Annotated in this window: 15 protein-coding genes; 10 read left to right on the top strand and 5 right to left on the bottom strand. The window is 41.8% G+C overall.

Going from position 1 to position 16,282, the window contains the following annotated elements:
• Window positions 1-95 precede the first annotated feature (95 nt).
• The 5 genes from ERX27_RS09855 (at window position 96) to ERX27_RS09835 (ending at window position 4,158) form a co-directional block, all read left to right on the top strand.
• A complete protein-coding gene (locus ERX27_RS09855; RefSeq protein ID WP_133432659.1) occupies window positions 96-1,127 on the top strand; it encodes a hypothetical protein in 1,032 nt (343 codons plus the stop codon).
• A 456-nt stretch (window positions 1,128-1,583) separates the two neighbouring features.
• The gene (gene fmdA, locus ERX27_RS09850) at window positions 1,584-2,771 is read left to right on the top strand and encodes a formamidase (RefSeq protein ID WP_133432658.1); all 1,188 of its coding nucleotides are present in this window, start codon (window positions 1,584-1,586) and stop codon (window positions 2,769-2,771) included.
• Entirely contained in the window at window positions 2,771-3,040 is a 270-nt protein-coding gene (locus ERX27_RS11660; RefSeq protein WP_133432657.1) for a zinc ribbon domain-containing protein, read from the top strand. Before fmdA ends, ERX27_RS11660 begins: the two co-directional genes overlap by 1 nt.
• Window positions 3,041-3,205: 165 nt before the next feature.
• On the top strand, window positions 3,206-3,598 hold the full coding sequence (locus ERX27_RS09840) for a hypothetical protein (RefSeq protein WP_133432656.1): 393 nt from the start codon (window positions 3,206-3,208) through the stop codon (window positions 3,596-3,598).
• Between the two features lie 8 nt (window positions 3,599-3,606).
• The gene (locus ERX27_RS09835) at window positions 3,607-4,158 is read left to right on the top strand and encodes a hypothetical protein (protein ID WP_133432655.1); all 552 of its coding nucleotides are present in this window, start codon (window positions 3,607-3,609) and stop codon (window positions 4,156-4,158) included.
• A gap of 45 nt (window positions 4,159-4,203) precedes the next feature.
• On the opposite strand, the gene ERX27_RS09830 is transcribed toward ERX27_RS09835, so the two are convergent.
• The 4 genes from ERX27_RS09830 to ERX27_RS09815 are packed head-to-tail and all read right to left on the bottom strand — an operon-like array spanning window position 4,204 to window position 7,832.
• Complete coding sequence (locus ERX27_RS09830; RefSeq protein ID WP_133432654.1) at window positions 4,204-4,950, bottom strand: class I SAM-dependent methyltransferase; 747 nt, start codon at window positions 4,948-4,950, stop codon at window positions 4,204-4,206.
• A gap of 1 nt (window position 4,951) precedes the next feature.
• Window positions 4,952-6,079, bottom strand: a complete 1,128-nt coding sequence (locus ERX27_RS09825; RefSeq protein WP_133432653.1) for an ABC transporter substrate-binding protein — start codon at window positions 6,077-6,079, stop codon at window positions 4,952-4,954.
• Complete coding sequence (locus ERX27_RS09820) at window positions 6,076-6,831, bottom strand: ABC transporter ATP-binding protein (RefSeq protein ID WP_133432652.1); 756 nt, start codon at window positions 6,829-6,831, stop codon at window positions 6,076-6,078. Before ERX27_RS09820 ends, ERX27_RS09825 begins: the two co-directional genes overlap by 4 nt.
• Complete coding sequence (locus tag ERX27_RS09815; protein ID WP_133432651.1) at window positions 6,828-7,832, bottom strand: FecCD family ABC transporter permease; 1,005 nt, start codon at window positions 7,830-7,832, stop codon at window positions 6,828-6,830. The genes ERX27_RS09820 and ERX27_RS09815 overlap by 4 nt, the downstream gene beginning before the upstream one ends.
• Before the next feature lie 379 nt (window positions 7,833-8,211).
• On the opposite strand from ERX27_RS09815, the gene ERX27_RS09810 reads away from it, so the two are divergent.
• The 3 genes from ERX27_RS09810 (at window position 8,212) to ERX27_RS09800 (ending at window position 10,376) form a co-directional block, all read left to right on the top strand.
• Window positions 8,212-9,282, top strand: coding sequence for a YeeE/YedE family protein (locus tag ERX27_RS09810; protein WP_133432650.1), 1,071 nt, complete (start codon window positions 8,212-8,214; stop codon window positions 9,280-9,282).
• 11 nt (window positions 9,283-9,293) lie between these two features.
• Window positions 9,294-9,518, top strand: coding sequence for a sulfurtransferase TusA family protein (locus ERX27_RS09805; RefSeq protein WP_133432649.1), 225 nt, complete (start codon window positions 9,294-9,296; stop codon window positions 9,516-9,518).
• A 306-nt stretch (window positions 9,519-9,824) separates the two neighbouring features.
• A complete protein-coding gene (locus tag ERX27_RS09800) occupies window positions 9,825-10,376 on the top strand; it encodes a hypothetical protein (protein ID WP_133432648.1) in 552 nt (183 codons plus the stop codon).
• Window positions 10,377-11,136: 760 nt separating this feature from the next.
• Here ERX27_RS09800 and ERX27_RS09795 read toward each other — a convergent pair.
• Window positions 11,137-12,096, bottom strand: a complete 960-nt coding sequence (locus ERX27_RS09795; protein WP_133432647.1) for an IS30 family transposase — start codon at window positions 12,094-12,096, stop codon at window positions 11,137-11,139.
• A 272-nt stretch (window positions 12,097-12,368) separates the two neighbouring features.
• On the opposite strand from ERX27_RS09795, the gene ERX27_RS09790 reads away from it, so the two are divergent.
• Complete coding sequence (locus tag ERX27_RS09790) at window positions 12,369-14,879, top strand: SdrD B-like domain-containing protein (protein ID WP_133432646.1); 2,511 nt, start codon at window positions 12,369-12,371, stop codon at window positions 14,877-14,879.
• Window positions 14,880-16,282: SdrD B-like domain-containing protein (locus tag ERX27_RS09785; protein ID WP_133432645.1), on the top strand; the 1,403-nt coding region annotated here is incomplete at its 3' end.

Raw genomic sequence — 16,282 nt, 5'->3', positions numbered from 1 at the left:
AAAAGTGAATTAGAGTTATAAATAGTTTAAGAGTAAACAAACCTTTAATTTAAAATGAATAGCATTTTGAAATAATAATAAAAGGAGCTTTACTAATGGATGATTTTAAATTATTAATTATAGAAATAGTTTTAGTTTCTATTTTGATTCCATTGTTTATTTATATATATAATCGATTCTCTCGAGTAAAATTAGATAAGAAATATAGTTTGACAAAGTCATTAAATTTAAATCATTCTCTTATTGAAGACAATATGAAGTGGAGTTACGGTCAAGTACAATTTAACATTAATTTTATTAATAAATCTAAAAATAATAAAATAATAAAAATTAAAGAATTAGAATTTGAAACTGTAAATTATGAACTAATCGAATTTGATAATATTATTTTTGACTATACTATAAAGTTCGAAAATGGATCATTTATAGGAAGAAATGAAAAAATTGATAGATTTTATTTATATATTATTAATAATGGTACATCTCAAAGCAAATCTGAAAATCTTTTAATTTCAGTATTTGGAGACGAAAAACTATTATTCAATAAAACAAAAGAAATCTTATTAAGTAGAGGAGAAATACAAGAAGCAATCCAAGTAAGCTTAAATGATCATAGTTTAATTGATAACTTTAATGAATGTGAATATAAAAATTTAATACTTAAAATTACATATAAAGATATTACAGAAGAAATAAGAATTAAGTTTTCAAATGGAAAATTTGTATATTCTAGCCCTCAATTAGGTGCAGGTTCAGGAGTTACTTCTGGTAACATAATAGATTTAGTAATTAATAAAAATGAGAAAAACTATAATTACGAACCGCTTAAAATTGAAAAAGACAGTAGTGAAAAATTGAAAATTAAAGTTTTTTCCGAGAATTCAGCCTCTTTTGATTTCATTATTCATTTTAAAAGAAAAGTTATAAAGGAAAGGGTTACGATAAAAGTTCCGGTCTATAATATAATAAATTATGAAAGTAAATTACTACCCTTCAGTTCATTCTCTGAATTTATGTTAAAAAATAATATCAAAAAATTTGAATTGAGTGATAGCTTAATAGATACTTCATCTTTATATTTTTATAGAATAAATAATTACCTAGAAAAACAAAATCAATCTTTTTAATGCTCTCTGATTAATTTAAAATTAAATTATTAATAATCTGTATTTGAAAATTTCAGATAAACCCTTCATGTACGATCATAAGAAAGATTTAGAAATACTAATTATGTATTATTGGTTGCATGATATAAGTGGTGAAGAAGAATACTGGAAAGAGTATTATCTTAAATATTTTCACCGATACCTTTAGAAGAATGACTATGAGATTAGTTTGATTAATTGCCATTTCGAACAAAAGTTTATTACATTGAGAGCAATAAAAGATCCTTTTTGATGGAATTTTTAGACATAACTATAAGTATCACAATAAAATTCTATAAGAATCAAAAATAGATTGATAGAAAAATTGAGACAAGTTTAATTTCTTGTCTTTTTTATATTGTCTCAATTAGTATTTGTAATTTTCTGAAAATATAACTATACTAAAAGTGTAATATGAATTTATAAGGAGGGGCTCAAATGGCGAAAAAAATCTTCGAAATCGATTTAACTAAAAAGATGCACGAACAGAAACATCCAGGACATAATAGATGGCATCCTGATATTCCGGCTGCTTTTTCTGTTGAACCTGGTGAAGTTTTTAAGATGGAATGTTTAGATTGGACGGATGGTCAGATCAGCAATAATGATGATCCATCAGATATTAAGAACGTTAATTTGAAGCGTGTCCATGTTCTGAGCGGTCCGGTTCATGTCAACGGTGTGGAACCTGGTGATTTGTTAGTGGTTGATATTTTGGATATTGGTACTTTTAGTGCGCATGAGTGGGGTTTTAATGGTATTTTTGCTAAGGAAAATGGCGGTAGTTTCTTAGTGGATCATTATCCAGATGCAGCGAAATCGATTTGGGATTTTGAAGGTATTTATGCGACGAGCCGTCATGTCCCTAACGTTAAATTTGCAGGTATCATTCACCCCGGTTTAATTGGTGTTGCGCCGAGTCAGGAGATGCTGGATGAGTGGAATAGACGTGAGAAAGCACTGGTCGATACGAATCCGAATCGTGTGCCGGCATTAGCGGAGTTACCAGATCCGGATTCTTGTGTCCTTGGTACGTTGAAAGGCGCAGATTTTGACCGTGTGGCTAAAGAAGGTGCACGTACTGTACCACCACGTGAGAACGGTGGTAACTGTGATATCAAGAACTTATCGAAAGGTTCTAGAATTTACTTCCCAGTATTCGTTGATGGTGCTAAGTTATCTGTCGGGGATTTACACTTCTCTCAGGGTGACGGTGAGATTACGTTCTGTGGCGGTATTGAAATACCAGGCTGGATTGAGCTTAAAGTGAATGTCATTAAAGGTGGCATGGAGAAGTATAAGATTAAGAGAAATCCGGCATTCCAACCAGGTCCGGTTATGCCGCATTATAATGAATACTTAGTATTTGAAGGGATTTCAGTGAATGAGTTTTCGGGTGACCAGACCTATCTAGATGCCAATACTGCGTACAGAAATGCATGTCTCAATGCGATTGAATTCCTGAAATCATGTGGTTACACAGGTGAACAAGCTTATATGTTACTCGGATCAGCACCTGTTCAAGGTAACGTTGCGGGTATCGTTGATATTCCAAATGCATGTTGTACAGTCTCTTTACCTAAAGAAATTTTCTTGAATAACATCATTCCAAGACTTGATGAATAATGCCTGAATATACATTTGTCTGCCAACGTTGCGGAGAGTATGACACTTGGAAATCAATGAACAGTAACCTGCAAGAAGACACGTGCCCTGAATGCAGTGAAGTGACCAAGCGAATCTATAAAAGCTTTAGAACGAATCAAATGGATTCAAAGTTATACAAAAGAATCAATTCAGGCATGACACCGAAAATCGTTAAACGCGAAAACCTTCCAAAGAGCAATGTAAAACAACTCAATCGCAATAAAAATCCTATGCCATGGACGTTATAGGGAATTAGCTTGCACTGTGAAAGTGTAAGCTTTTTTGATGAACTTTTAGAAAGTTTAAATGATGCTCATCTCTACCTTAAAGTTTCCTTAAACTTTCTATCCTTAAGCCATTTTCTGGTTACCTCTATGATAGACTAGAGGCAAATAACTGGTGGAGGGATGGAAATGAAAAAGTTACTGCTTGCTTCACTCGCTGCAGGTGTTCTTCTTGCAGGCTGCTCTGAAGAGAAATCAAATGAGAAATTCGAGAAGGAAGAACAGGAGCTGTCAAAAGCGACGAAGAAGTATGATCTGGTGTTTGCTGAACTGATTGCGGATGGTGATAAAGATACGGCAACTTATCAGATTGCTTATAAAGATGGTGGCAAGATCAAGTATCTGGTTAAAGACGGGGACCATTATCACGAGCGTATTCTGAAGGACCCGGAGGCAAAGCCTTATATGGTACGTAAGCCTGATAAAGAGAAAGAGGTTTTCGTTTATCGGCAGCCATACATGGTTTACGGTCAGGATGAGTCTTTTGAAGCAGACGTTAAAGATAAATCTGTTGTGAAGTAGGTGAGGGTATGAAGAAGTTATTCATCTGCTTGATAGTTGTTATGTTGAGTTTCAGTCAGTCATCTGAGGCGGTCGCTAAGGGTGGAGGGAGCAGTTCCAGTTCGAGTAGTTCTGCTGGTTCGAGCAGTTCTGCTCGTTCGAGTGCAGCGGCTACGCGTAGTGCGGTCAGTGCGTCTCGTCTGAATGCTGTCTCACGTATGAACAGTACCAGTCGGATAAGTCGTGCGAATGTCCAGCGTTCTCAGACTGCGAAATCTTTAGCGAGACCGCATGTGCGGGATTTCTCCGGTAAGTCCGGGCGCAATCACTACTTTGCTGCAAGTGCAGGTTACCAGAATAACTGGTTGATGTACTGGATGGTCATTAATGCCCATCATCTGACTGCGGCCAAGCAGCGCGCTGCACTGAATAAGTTATCTGACGATGCCGTCTATACGATTACAGTTGAACATAAAGGCGAGGATAAGGTGTATGCGGTGCCTCCTGATATGTATCAGAAAATCCAGAAAGGCAGCAAGGTGAGAATCAATGGCGGCAAAGTGGTGCTGATAAATGAATAAAAAGAAAAGAAGCATTCTGATGGTAAAGTCAGAATGCTTCTTCTGTTATGGTTTAATGGCACTGATAAAAAAGACAGGCGTGATATCGCCTTGCTTCAGTCGTTCTTCTTTGCCCGTGATGTCATCCAGGTAATCATGGTGAACGTCCTCAATGGTGAAGCCGATTGTCTCAAGTGTGCTGATATCCCAGTCAGGCCGCTTCTTATCACTTAAGTAGAGGTGGTGCATCATCTCGTGGTCATCTGGATGCTCTTCGCCGCCGTAGTTATAGACATTGACCTGATAGGTGTCTTTCACGTAACGTGCGAGTGTCTGAAATCGTTCCTGACGGTCAGCGTGATAGTGATGGCCGTACCATTCACCGTCGAAGATCAGCAGCTGACCGCCGGGCTTCAGCAGTCGGTGCCATTCCTGATAAGCTGCGACAGGTCTTTCAAGTGTCCAGACGAGGTTGCGGCAGATGATGAAGTCAAACGATGCAGCAGGGAACTGTGTATCAGCAGCATCTCTGACAAAGACGTCTGCTTCTATGCCTGCTGTCTTGATGTTGTTCTTCGCCTGTTCAATCATGTCTTCACTGAGGTCGATGCCTGTGACATGGAGATGTTCATCTGCTAACAGCACCGGGAATATACCGGGGCCTGTGCCGACATCGAGCAGTTCAATCGTGCCTTCATGGTGAATAGCGTTCTGGACATAATGTTGCCATCTGCTGCTGATATCAGAAGTAAGCTCCTGTCTGACGATCTCGCTGTAGTCTGCTGCGCTTTTGTTCCAGTGGTCTCTGATCATATTAATCCTCCCATTTCGTCATGAAGCTGCTGTCTGCCGGCAGCTGCGGTAAATATTTCTTGTTGAAGGCTGTCAGCTCCTTGATCGGTTCAAAATCCTTGAAGTAGTCCGGATAAAGCATCTTGCCGATGTATTCCATCAGCACGTAGTCTTTCATCGTCCGCATCAGATCGTTATCAAGTGCATAGACATGTCTGTTCTTCACAGCTGTCAGTTCTTCGAAGCCAGGTCGCGCTTTGACGAGTTGTGAGATGGACTGATTCGTCTCCCGCTTGCTGATTGTGTAGCCGGTTCTGATGGTCTTCATGTTCTTATCAGCATAGTTGCCGCCGTCCAGGAAGATGGCTTCCGGGTCCTGCTGAAAGAGGTACTCAGGGTCGACGTCGCCGAGTTCCTTCACTTTGTCTTCGTAGATATTCTTCGCGCCTGCTTCAGCAGCGAGCAGACCTAGCATATGACGGCCGTATGTTTTGCCGTATTCCTTGAAAGTAGGGCCGTTATAACGGAGTTCGAAGTAAGCGCTCTTCAGTTTATGGTCGGGTATTTTTGCGACTGCTTCCTTCACTTTCTTAACGTGCGCCGTGTAGTTGTCATTCAGTTCCTGGGCACGTTGCTCTGAGCTGAATAACTGACCGATGATGGTCGTGGACTTCGTATGGGCTTCCGGTGTCAGGTCAGTGTAATCGATGAAGACAACCGGTATGCCTGACTGCTCAAGCAAATTGATGTTATCTTCACCGATTGCATCGTACTGGTAGTTAGCGAATATCGCTACGTCCGGTTTCAGTGCAATGAGCTGCTCGATATCGAAGTTATCTTTCAAGGTAGAGCCGATATCTTTCATCTCTTTGAAGCCGGGTGACTGGTCACGTAATAGCTGATAGAACGTTTTTGAGTAATTCTCAGTGTCATAAGTGGAGGAAGCGATGACTTTTTTGAAGGCATCAGGTCCGGCGATCGTCAGCAGGTTCTCATAGTAATACGGATAATAGACTTTACTGATTTTTTTCGGGACAGCAACTTCGCGTCCTCTGACATCTGTGATTGTTGTGGTATCTTTTTGCACTTTCTGTTCACTGCAGGCTGACAGACAGAGCAGCAGTACAAGTAAAATGATTAATTTTTTCATAGTAATGTCTCCTTCGGTTGGATGGGGATAATAGAGATAAAGCCTGCAGGGGTGCGGCTGATTTCAAGTTTGACATCATAGAGGGTTTCCAGTCTCTCTCGTGTCATGAGGTCAGTGACTGTCCCTTCTGCTGTCAGCTGACCTTGCTGCATCACATAGAGCCGGTCAGCGTAGCGACTGGTCAGTGTCAGGTCATGCAGGACGATGATGCCGATTGCCTGCTGCGACTTGATGTAGTGTTTCAGTGTTTCGATATAATGCAGCTGATTAGCGAGGTCAAGTGCTGATGTCGGCTCATCAGCAATGATGACTTTCGGTTTCTTGATCAGCGCCTGAGCGAGCAGGATCATCTGCTTCTGACCGCCTGATAATGTCGAGAAATCCCGGTCGGCGAGATGGCTGAGTCTCATGTCTGACAGCAGATGTTCGACCTGCGTCAACTGCTCAGAAGAGACGCGCCAGTTGAGTTCAGCGTGAAGACCGAGCAGAATCACTTCAAAGACGGTCAGGTGTAAGTCCTCACTGCCCTGCGGGATATATGACAGGTCGCTGAAGCTGAGGGGCGCCTGATCAAGCAGCACCGTGCCGGACCCTTTCTCCAGTCCGAGCAGCGTCTTCAGCAGCATACTCTTGCCTGAGCCGTTGACGCCGATGATACAGGACAGCTGACCGGCGTCAAAAGCTGTCGTGACGTGCTGAACAATGTCATTTCTACCTTTCTTAAGTGACAGATTATTGACGGTTAACTTCATGACCGACCTCTCAGCGCAATCATACACATGAACGGGACCCCGATGATATGGGTCAGAATACCGATCGGAATAAGTGTGCCCGGGATGATAGATTTAGACAGAATAGAAGCAGCAAGCAGGATGGCGGCTCCGATAACAGCGGATAAGGGTGCAGTGAAACGGACATCATAACCAACAAGAAACTTGGCGAAATGGGGGGCAAGAAGACCGATGAAACCGATTGTGCCGACGTAAGAGACAGCGACTGCCGTGATAATAGAGCTGCAGATGAAGATAAAGATTCTGAAGCGATGTGTATTGAGCCCCATACTTCTGGCGCGGTCGTCCGACATCGTCATCAGATTCAGGTGCCACGCCTTACGGTAGCTGAGCGTGAAGAAGACGATAAACGTAAGCGTCGTCACAGTGACGCCGGTCCAGTTTGCTTTTGTCACGGAGCCGAAGACCCAGTTGACGATTTTCTGCACTTCACGTTCATCTGCCATATACTGCGTGAGCGACTGAAAGGCAAGAAAGAAGAAATTCAGCGACACACCGAAGAGAATCATCAGCTTCGGATCCATCTGCCGTCTGAACGCTGTCATTACCATCAGCCCGCTGCAGAAGAGGGAGAATAGGATGGCTGACAGCTGAATATTGACGACTGGATGGATGAAAGGGAAGCCGGTGACAATACTGACAGCAGCCCCGCAGCTCGCAGCCGATGAGATACCGAGCGTAAAAGGACTGGCAATCGGGTTTCTCAGGATGATCTGCATATAGAGTCCTGCGACACCAAGACATGCGCCGACGATTATACAGGTCAGTGCACGCGGCAGCCTGAGATTGAAGATAACCAGGTTATCAATCACGCTGTCCTTGAAATGGAAGAGCAGCTGCGTAAGAGAGACGTCATAAGCTCCGATTGTGATATCGATTATTAAGAAACAGACCACCATAAAAGCAAGAACGAAGATCATCCAGCCATTACGTGAAGTCTGCTGTCGATAAGCATTTGACATAATAACTCCTTTTTAAAACGTAATAATTACGAATTAACTTTACGCTTCTAGTTAGAAAGTGTCAAGGATGAATTGATAGATATTTAAAAATAAATGCTAGTTTACAGTTCTTACGCTTATCATAGTCAGGAAGCAGCAACGACTTAACATGGAAGTTGGTGACTACCACCCTGGGTCACAGCTTAAACTGAATCAAGCAGATTTTCGTCTGTAGAGCTGCACGATCAAAAAAGGAGGGGTTCACTAATCGGCTATTCTATCATCAGATAACGAAATATAAGAAGATATTCTGCAACTTATCAATCATTCTATTTACAGCTGAATCTTCATGTGCTATTATTCCTAGTATATTTATCGGAATAATAGGAGGTCGTATGATATGTTATGGACCATTATAAGTGGTCTGCTTGTCGGCGGGATGCTCGGCTTTGCGATGCAACGCACGCGTTTCTGTCTGACTGGCGGCTTTAGAGATATGTATGTTCAGAAAAGCAACAAGATGTTTTATGCGTTACTGATCGCCATCACCATTCAAGGTATCGGCTTATGGGTGCTGTCTGCGATTGGCTACCTGCATTTAAGTTATGACTCGTTCTCTGTTGTCGGCACAATGATTGGATCATTTGTCTTCGGCATCGGGATTATCCTTGCCGGTGGTTGCGCGACGGGGACGTGGTACCGTGCGGGTGAAGGGCTGATCGGCAGCTGGATTGCTCTTTTCATGTATGCCTTTTTCGCTGCCATGACTAAGTTCGGTGTCTTCAAGCCGCTTCTTGATAAAATGAATTCAATGACCGTCGCTGAGGCCGATATGACTCAATTAACAGGTCTGCCTTACTGGTTACTACTGTTAGTGCTCACTTTAGTGACACTCTTTGTCGTCAGAAAAGAGTTGTCTAAACCGAAACCGAAATTTGCGGTGCCGACGTTAAAACCGAAATTTACCGGTGTCCGTCATATGTTATTCGAGAAAAGGTATCATCCATTTATGGCGGCTGTAGTAATCGGTTTAATCGCACTTATTGCCTGGCCTGCCAGTATCTCGACAGGACGTGAAGGCGGTCTCGGGATCACGACACCGTCTGCTCATTTAGTGCAGTTCTTGTTGACAGGGGACGGCAAGCTACTGAACTGGGGTGTCTTCCTGATACTCGGTATCTTTAGCGGTGCTTATATCGCTGCTCGCGGGTCACGGGAATTCAAATGGCGTCTGCCTGATAAAATCACAATCAGAAACAGTGCCATCGGGGGTGCCTTAATGGGTGTCGGTGCTTCACTTGCAGGGGGCTGTTCAATCGGTAACGGTTTAGTAGCCACTGCAACCATGAGTGCCCAGGGCTGGCTATCTCTGATCTTCATGATTCTAGGGACATGGTTTATGAGTTACTTTGTGTTTATAAGACCGATGCGACAGGCTAAAAAAGTAGCAGTCAAACCACAGACTGCATAAGGAGAGATGAGATGTTATACGAATTAGGTACAGTAGGAATGGTCTGTCCATTCCCGTTAATTGAAGCACAGAAGAAAATGGAAGAGCTGAATCCAGGGGATGAGCTGAAAATTGATTTCGACTGCACGCAGGCGACAGAGGCGATTCCGAACTGGGCAGCACAGCAGAACTACCCTGTGACGAGTTATGAACAGTTAGATGATGCCTCATGGACAATCACTGTTCAGAAAGCATAACGATTTAAAGCAGACATCTTGGATGTCTGCTTTTTTTATAGGCTCATAAGTATCATTTATGATTCTATAAATATGATGGCTATGTTTCAGCTATGTTGAATGAACCGGAAAATGACTCATCAAGGAGCATTGATTATAAAGTTAAGGATATTCTTACCGGAGCACTTGTTGAACTTTCGTCGTATATTGTAAATTTCATAAAAATATTAAGTTTATTGTGTAAATTGTCTTTAAAGGTGCATACAGGGTCTATCTGAGAGTGTATAATATTGTTGAAATCAAATACAGGATTGGGAGGTAATTGAAATGAAAAAGCTTGCAACTGTCGTTTTTGCTTCTGCCCTTTTCGTTACACCGTTTGCTGATCACCAGGCTGATGCCGCTGCTGCTCCGTCGTATAAAGCACCTGACCTACTGAATACAACTGTCGCTAAACAGCTGAAAAATGATACGTTCGTCTATAAAAGAGTGGATGGTAAAGCTGTTAAAATCGGTGATACTTTCAAAACAGCGAAATATCAGTGGGGGCGTCCGAGCTATCTGTCCACCTACAGCCTCCTAGGCAATTCTTCGTTTGAAGCAGGTTATGGACCTCAGCCGATTGTCGTTCTGAAGGGCGCTACAGCTAAATATGTAGAGAACTTCAATAATGCAAAGGTTAACAGCTATCAGTTCTATTATGAGAACAAATATTCACCGACAGCCATTCAGAAAGTGTATGGAAAACCGACTTCAAGTTCCCGCCTCAACAGTCACGAGATTGAGCATTACTACAAAGATCTGTTTAAAGTTACTTATGAAAAGAATAATGAAGGTAAATGGAGAGTCCGTACAGTCATTTATGCAAAAAATATTTAACTGTCAGTGTGACCGGTACAGCTTGTACTGGTCTTTGCTTTTTCTGGAATTAAGCAGGGTTTAATCTTTTACTATTGAGGTATATTGTACAGTAGCTGTTACTTATAAGTATAAAGTGTTTAAAATTCTCTGAAGTATGAATTAAAGACATAGCAGCTGCCATCTAAAGGGGGGACGACCATCATGAAATCGGATAAACGCGTTCAGGAGAAGACGACCCGGGTAAAGATGAGAAATAGCATCAGAAGTTTCTAACTTAAAATGAGTCCGAAAATATAAGTGTTTAAATCTACAATTTATTGATCAAGTTCGAAAAAACGGAGATTCCTTATGGAGTTTCCGTTTTTGAATGCAAAAAAGCTCTCTTTTATTATGTATTTACTACAACAACGGATGTGTGTCATCGTGCATGATCTTGTCGAGTTGCTTCCTGAAAGTGAATCTGCAAGATTTGACGGTTTCCGTGAAACTTCTTCATATCAACCTGAAATGATGCTTAATATTATTCTTTATTCATGTGCGCAGTCTGTCTACTCTAGAAGACGGATTAAAGCCGCTCTCAGCGACATTAGAAGGAGGGGGCTATTGATTGAATCAAAATCAAAAAAGACGATGAAAATGTTTTTCAAATTTTTATCGTCTTTTTTATGGTTCAGAACTATTAATATCCTAAATTCAAGAAGTCTTATGTTTCTACACTAGGCTGAAAAAAGACTTATGATGAACACCTTTAGTGGAAATGTTTTATAAATTTCGTTTGTCAAAATAAGCTAGACAATTTCTCATCTTCGATGAAACTCATAAATACTTCCAAAGGTGTCCTGTAACCAAGAGATTTTCTTGGTCGATTATTGAGGGAATGTGCAACTTGAATAATATAGTCATCTGTAACTGAGTTGAAATCCATCTCTTTGTCCAGACCACTTCTTCTGAGCATTCCATTTGAATGCTCATTAAGACCACGCTGCGAAGGTGTGCCTGGATCAGCAAAAAAGATAGATATATCGTGCTGATTACTGATTGACTTCCAGTTGGAAAACTCTTTACCGCAGTCAAATGTAAGGGATTTAGAGAGATGATGAGGTAAAGCCGAAAACATACTTTTCAGCGCTTTTTCAATGTCAGATGCCTTACGACCTTCCGGCCGCAGGGTGATGATCATCTTAAAAACACGTTCGACAAGGGTGATGACTGCGCTGCCATGATGACACCCGACAATCGTATCTCCTTCAAGATGACCGAACTCTGTATCAAAGTCAGGAAATTCAACCGTTCTTTCTGAGATATGACGTCTGAAAGCCTGGCGGCCTCTTTTCTCATAATAGCCGTTAGGTTTTCTCTTGCCTTTCATCGGCAGTGAATGAACAGGAAGAATACCTTCCTTGAACAATCTGTATAGCGTTTTAACAGAACAGCTGATAGATTCCTCATTTCTGCCTATGATGGTGTCAGGTGTCCAGCCGTCGGCTATCTTTTCGCGAATATAGCTGATCTGACGCTTAGGAAGGACGATTCTACGTCTACCGCAGAGAGATTTTCTTTTCTTATAGTTCTGATAGAACTCCAGTGTAGAGATACCTGCTTTGAATGCATTGATCACATTATAGACGGTCTGTCTTGAACGCTTAATTCTCCGACAGATCTCATTGACTGGAAGATTCTGATGGTAATATGATTCTATGAACGCAAGTTCATCCGTGGTAAGATGTGTATAGGCCATTTGTGCTAACTCCTTATGTTTTCTTTGGTCGGAAATACATATTGAGTTTAGCACAGAAGGCTTTTTTTAGTTGTCTAGCTTAATTTTACAATCGGCGAAATTTAAACATTGTAAATAAAAAGAATTTTTATATACTAATAAGTTATATAATAATTAACAAAAATTAAAGTAGACATTTATTTAAAAAATGTCCATTTTTAATATAACGCAATTAATCTATAATAAAATATGTTCAGTATTACAAAATACATCTCACACAACGGAGGAAAAAATTGAAAAAGAAACCTAATAGCAGACGCTTTGACTTTATGCCTAATACTATGAATAAATATTCAATTCGAAAATTCACGGTAGGAACTGCATCAATCTTAATTGGTTCATTCGTTTTTCTTGGATTAGATAATCAAGTTCAAGCAGCAGAATCTGATACAACAATCTTAACTACGGAAGCATCAACGACGGAAGGCGCAACGACAGAAGCACCGACGACGGAAGCACCGACGACAGAAGCACCGACGACAGAAGCACCGACGACAGAAGCACCGACGACAGAAGCACCGACGACGGAAGCACCGACGACAGAAGCACCGACGACGGAAGGCGCAACGACGGAAGCACCGACGACGGAAGGCGCAACGACGGAAGCACCGACGACGGAAGGCGCAACGACGGAAGCACCGACGACGGAAGGCGCAACGACGGAAGCACCGACGACGGAAGGCGCAACGACAGAAGCACCGACGACGGAAGGCGCAACGACAGAAGCACCGACGACGGAAGGCGCAACGACAGAAGCACCGACGACGGAAGGCGCAACGACAGAAGCACCGACGACGGAAGGCGCAACGACAGAAGCACCGACGACGGAAGGCGCAACGACAGAAGCACCGACGACGGAAGGCGCAACGACGGAAGCACCGACGACGGAATCAGTTACAGCACAGACAGAAGCTCTTAATAATTTAACAACGCAAGAAGAGAAACAAGCATCTCTATCTGAATATTACGCAGCTAATACAGGCGTATCAGCAGAAGAAGCGAATCTTGCTGTACAAAATTTAAACTTAGATTATACAAATTTAACATCAGAAGAATTAATGGCAGTAATGCTACAAGCAATTGCAGCAGAACAAGAAGCAAATACAGTAGAAGCAACGCCGGTTTCAACGACATCAAATACAGCAATGATGGAATCTATTACATTAGGTTCTGTAAATACAGTGAATACATTGACAACTAGTACAGGTACAGTGACAAATGCAAATGTCAATAACTACGTAACAGCGACTAACATTCAGTTAACACCGGTCGGTGAAGGGATTTATGCGCATAATGCTGATGGGACTAGGGTTAAAAATCCGGATGGGACCGATCAATTAGCTACTAATCCTGAAGTTTGGACTACTTATAATGGATACCTTGTTCTTTCAGCAGATTATGCTATTGATAATTCCGTGAATTCTGGAGATTATTTCACTATTGATTTCGGTGATAATATAAGACCGGGAACCTACAATACACCTTATGATGTTCCGAATTTAAAGGATGCTAGTGGACGTACTATTGCTATTGGAACGTATGATGCAACTACTAATATTGCAAAGTTTACATTTACTGAAGTAGTTGATTTGAGTGAAAATATTACAGGTTCATTTTCTTTGGAAACTTTTCCACGTGAATCTGCATATATTCAGGATAATGTAGTTACTCCTGTAACCGTAAATGTAGCTGGAGAATCATATTCAGAGAACGAAATCTTTGACTATGGAAATAAGTCTACAGATGAAATTAATCCATATACTTCTAAACCAGAAGTAACTTTAACTACTTATGATACTATAATCAGTGGCTTAAATACTATCAATACTAGCAATAACACTGTCACTTCAACGACTTATGTTAACCACGGCGGTTATGATATTACTTCCAGTACAGTTTCTGTTGTATTTAGTGGTGGTGGTTTTGATTATAATGATGTTAATGCATTTAAAATATATTCTACAACTTCTCAAAACAGAACTACTGATTTAGTAGATAACTTCACTCCATTAATTGATAGTACTGTAACTGTAGTTGATCCTAGTAAATATACTATTCAGGCAAATGGTGATGGTACTGTAACTGTAACTTTTAAGGATACTACAGTTCTTCAAAATCAAGGAAGTTATATTATACAGGCTACTGCAACTAGAGATACTGCTGAACCCATTAATAATCCAAATGTAAATTCACCTAATACCCCTTACATTATGGCTGATATATCTCCAGTAAGTTATATTTCAGGTGGTACTACTTATACTGCGGATGATAAACACATTATTAATTTCTATACACAACGGTTGACTTCTACAGCAGCAGGAGAGATTTGGAAACTAGGAGATTATGTTTGGGTTGATACAGATAAAGATGGCATTCAAGATGCTGATGAAGCAGGAAATCCAGATGTTGCTGGTATAACTGTTAATTTATTAGATGATACAGGTATAAAATTAGCGACGACAACTACCGATGCTAATGGTTATTATGAATTTACTAATTTATTAAGTGATTATTATAAAGTTGAATTTATATTGCCTACAGGTTATGAAGCAACTACGGCAAATGTGACAGGCAATACTTATAGAGATCAAGGTGATAGTAATATAGATTCAGATATCATATTAAGTGGTACTAGTTATATTGCAAATGCCAGAATCAATGGTGCGGATAATCTGAATATTGATGCAGGTATAGTCCCTTCTACTGTTGTACCTCCGACTTATAGTCTTGGTAACTATGCTTAGTTGGATGGAGACAATGATGGTATCCAAAATAGTTCTGCTGATGACATTCCTTATGAAGATGTAGTAGTAAATTTATATGATCAAAATGGTGTATTTATTGCTTCAACTACTACAGATGCTACGGGAGCGTATCTGTTTACAGGGTTGAATAATGGAACATATCAGGTTGAATTTATTAATCCCGATAGTACATTATTTATACCTACAGTAGCTAATACTAGTGATGGTGATGATACTACTGATTCAGATATTACTTCTGCTTCTAATCGAGTAACAGCAGTTATTAATGATGCGGATAATTTAACTATTGATGCAGGGTATACACTTATTCCAGAAACTCCTCAGCCAGTTCCAGCGACATACGAGTTGGGAGATTATGTCTGGATCGACTCAACTAAAGACGGCATCCAGAACTCAGACGAGACACCTGTAGCGGGTGTGACAGTGACGCTGACGAGACCGGACGGCACGACAGCGACGACAACGACAGACGCGACAGGCAAGTACGTGTTCACGGACCTGCCGAACGGCGACTACACCGTGACGTTCACATTGCCTGAAGGCTACACAGCGACAGCGACAAACATCGGCGACCCGGCCCTCGACTCGAACGGCCTGACATCGACCGTGACGATCAACAATGCGGACAACTACACAGTTGACCTCGGCGTGGTGGCACCAGTGGTGCCGGAACCGACACCGGTACCGGCGACATACGAGCTGGGGGACTATGTCTGGATCGACTCAACTAAAGACGGCATCCAGAACTCAGACGAGACACCTGTAGCGGGTGTGACAGTGACGCTGACGAGACCGGACGGCACGACAGCGACGACAACGACAGACGCGACAGGCAAGTACGTGTTCACGGACCTGCCGAACGGCGACTACACCGTGACGTTCACATTGCCTGAAGGCTACACAGCGACAGCGACAAACATCGGCGACCCGGCCCTCGACTCGAACGGCCTGACATCGACCGTGACGATCAACAATGCGGACAACTACACAGTTGACCTCGGCGTGGTGGCACCAGTGGTGCCGGAACCGACACCGGTACCGGCGACATACACGATCGGTGACAAAGTGTTCGAGGACACCAACAAGGATGGCATCCAGAACTCAAATGAGCCTGGCATCCCGAATGTCCCAGTGACACTGACAAAACCGGACGGTACGACAGTGACAACGACGACAGATGCGAACGGCAACTACGAGTTCACAAATCTGCCGAACGGTGAGTACACGGTTGAATTCGGAACACCTGAGGGCTACACGCCGACAGCGACAAACGTAGGCGATGACCGACTGGATTCAGACGGCCAGAAGGTGACAGTGGTCGTGAATAACGGGGATGACCTGACAATCGACTCAGGCTTCTACAAACCGACACCTGCAGAGCC

Source organism: Macrococcus brunensis, assembly GCF_004359615.1.
Taxonomy (GTDB): Bacteria; Bacillota; Bacilli; order Staphylococcales; family Staphylococcaceae; genus Macrococcus; species Macrococcus brunensis.
This window is presented reverse-complemented; position numbering and strand designations above follow the sequence as displayed.

What these genes read in the sequence shown, in the direction of transcription:
- ERX27_RS09815 (WP_133432651.1), bottom strand. Translation starts at nt 7,832, where the DNA reads ATGTCAAATGCTTATCGACAGCAGACTTCACGTAATGGCTGGATGATC.
- ERX27_RS09830 (WP_133432654.1), bottom strand. Translation starts at nt 4,950, where the DNA reads ATGATCAGAGACCACTGGAACAAAAGCGCAGCAGACTACAGCGAGATC.
- ERX27_RS11660 (WP_133432657.1), top strand. Translation starts at nt 2,771, where the DNA reads ATGCCTGAATATACATTTGTCTGCCAACGTTGCGGAGAGTATGACACT.
- ERX27_RS09800 (WP_133432648.1), top strand. Translation starts at nt 9,825, where the DNA reads ATGAAAAAGCTTGCAACTGTCGTTTTTGCTTCTGCCCTTTTCGTTACA.
- ERX27_RS09810 (WP_133432650.1), top strand. Translation starts at nt 8,212, where the DNA reads ATGTTATGGACCATTATAAGTGGTCTGCTTGTCGGCGGGATGCTCGGC.
- ERX27_RS09840 (WP_133432656.1), top strand. Translation starts at nt 3,206, where the DNA reads ATGAAAAAGTTACTGCTTGCTTCACTCGCTGCAGGTGTTCTTCTTGCA.
- ERX27_RS09820 (WP_133432652.1), bottom strand. Translation starts at nt 6,831, where the DNA reads ATGAAGTTAACCGTCAATAATCTGTCACTTAAGAAAGGTAGAAATGAC.
- fmdA (WP_133432658.1), top strand. Translation starts at nt 1,584, where the DNA reads ATGGCGAAAAAAATCTTCGAAATCGATTTAACTAAAAAGATGCACGAA.
- ERX27_RS09835 (WP_133432655.1), top strand. Translation starts at nt 3,607, where the DNA reads ATGAAGAAGTTATTCATCTGCTTGATAGTTGTTATGTTGAGTTTCAGT.
- ERX27_RS09855 (WP_133432659.1), top strand. Translation starts at nt 96, where the DNA reads ATGGATGATTTTAAATTATTAATTATAGAAATAGTTTTAGTTTCTATT.
- ERX27_RS09805 (WP_133432649.1), top strand. Translation starts at nt 9,294, where the DNA reads ATGTTATACGAATTAGGTACAGTAGGAATGGTCTGTCCATTCCCGTTA.
- ERX27_RS09825 (WP_133432653.1), bottom strand. Translation starts at nt 6,079, where the DNA reads ATGAAAAAATTAATCATTTTACTTGTACTGCTGCTCTGTCTGTCAGCC.
- ERX27_RS09795 (WP_133432647.1), bottom strand. Translation starts at nt 12,096, where the DNA reads ATGGCCTATACACATCTTACCACGGATGAACTTGCGTTCATAGAATCA.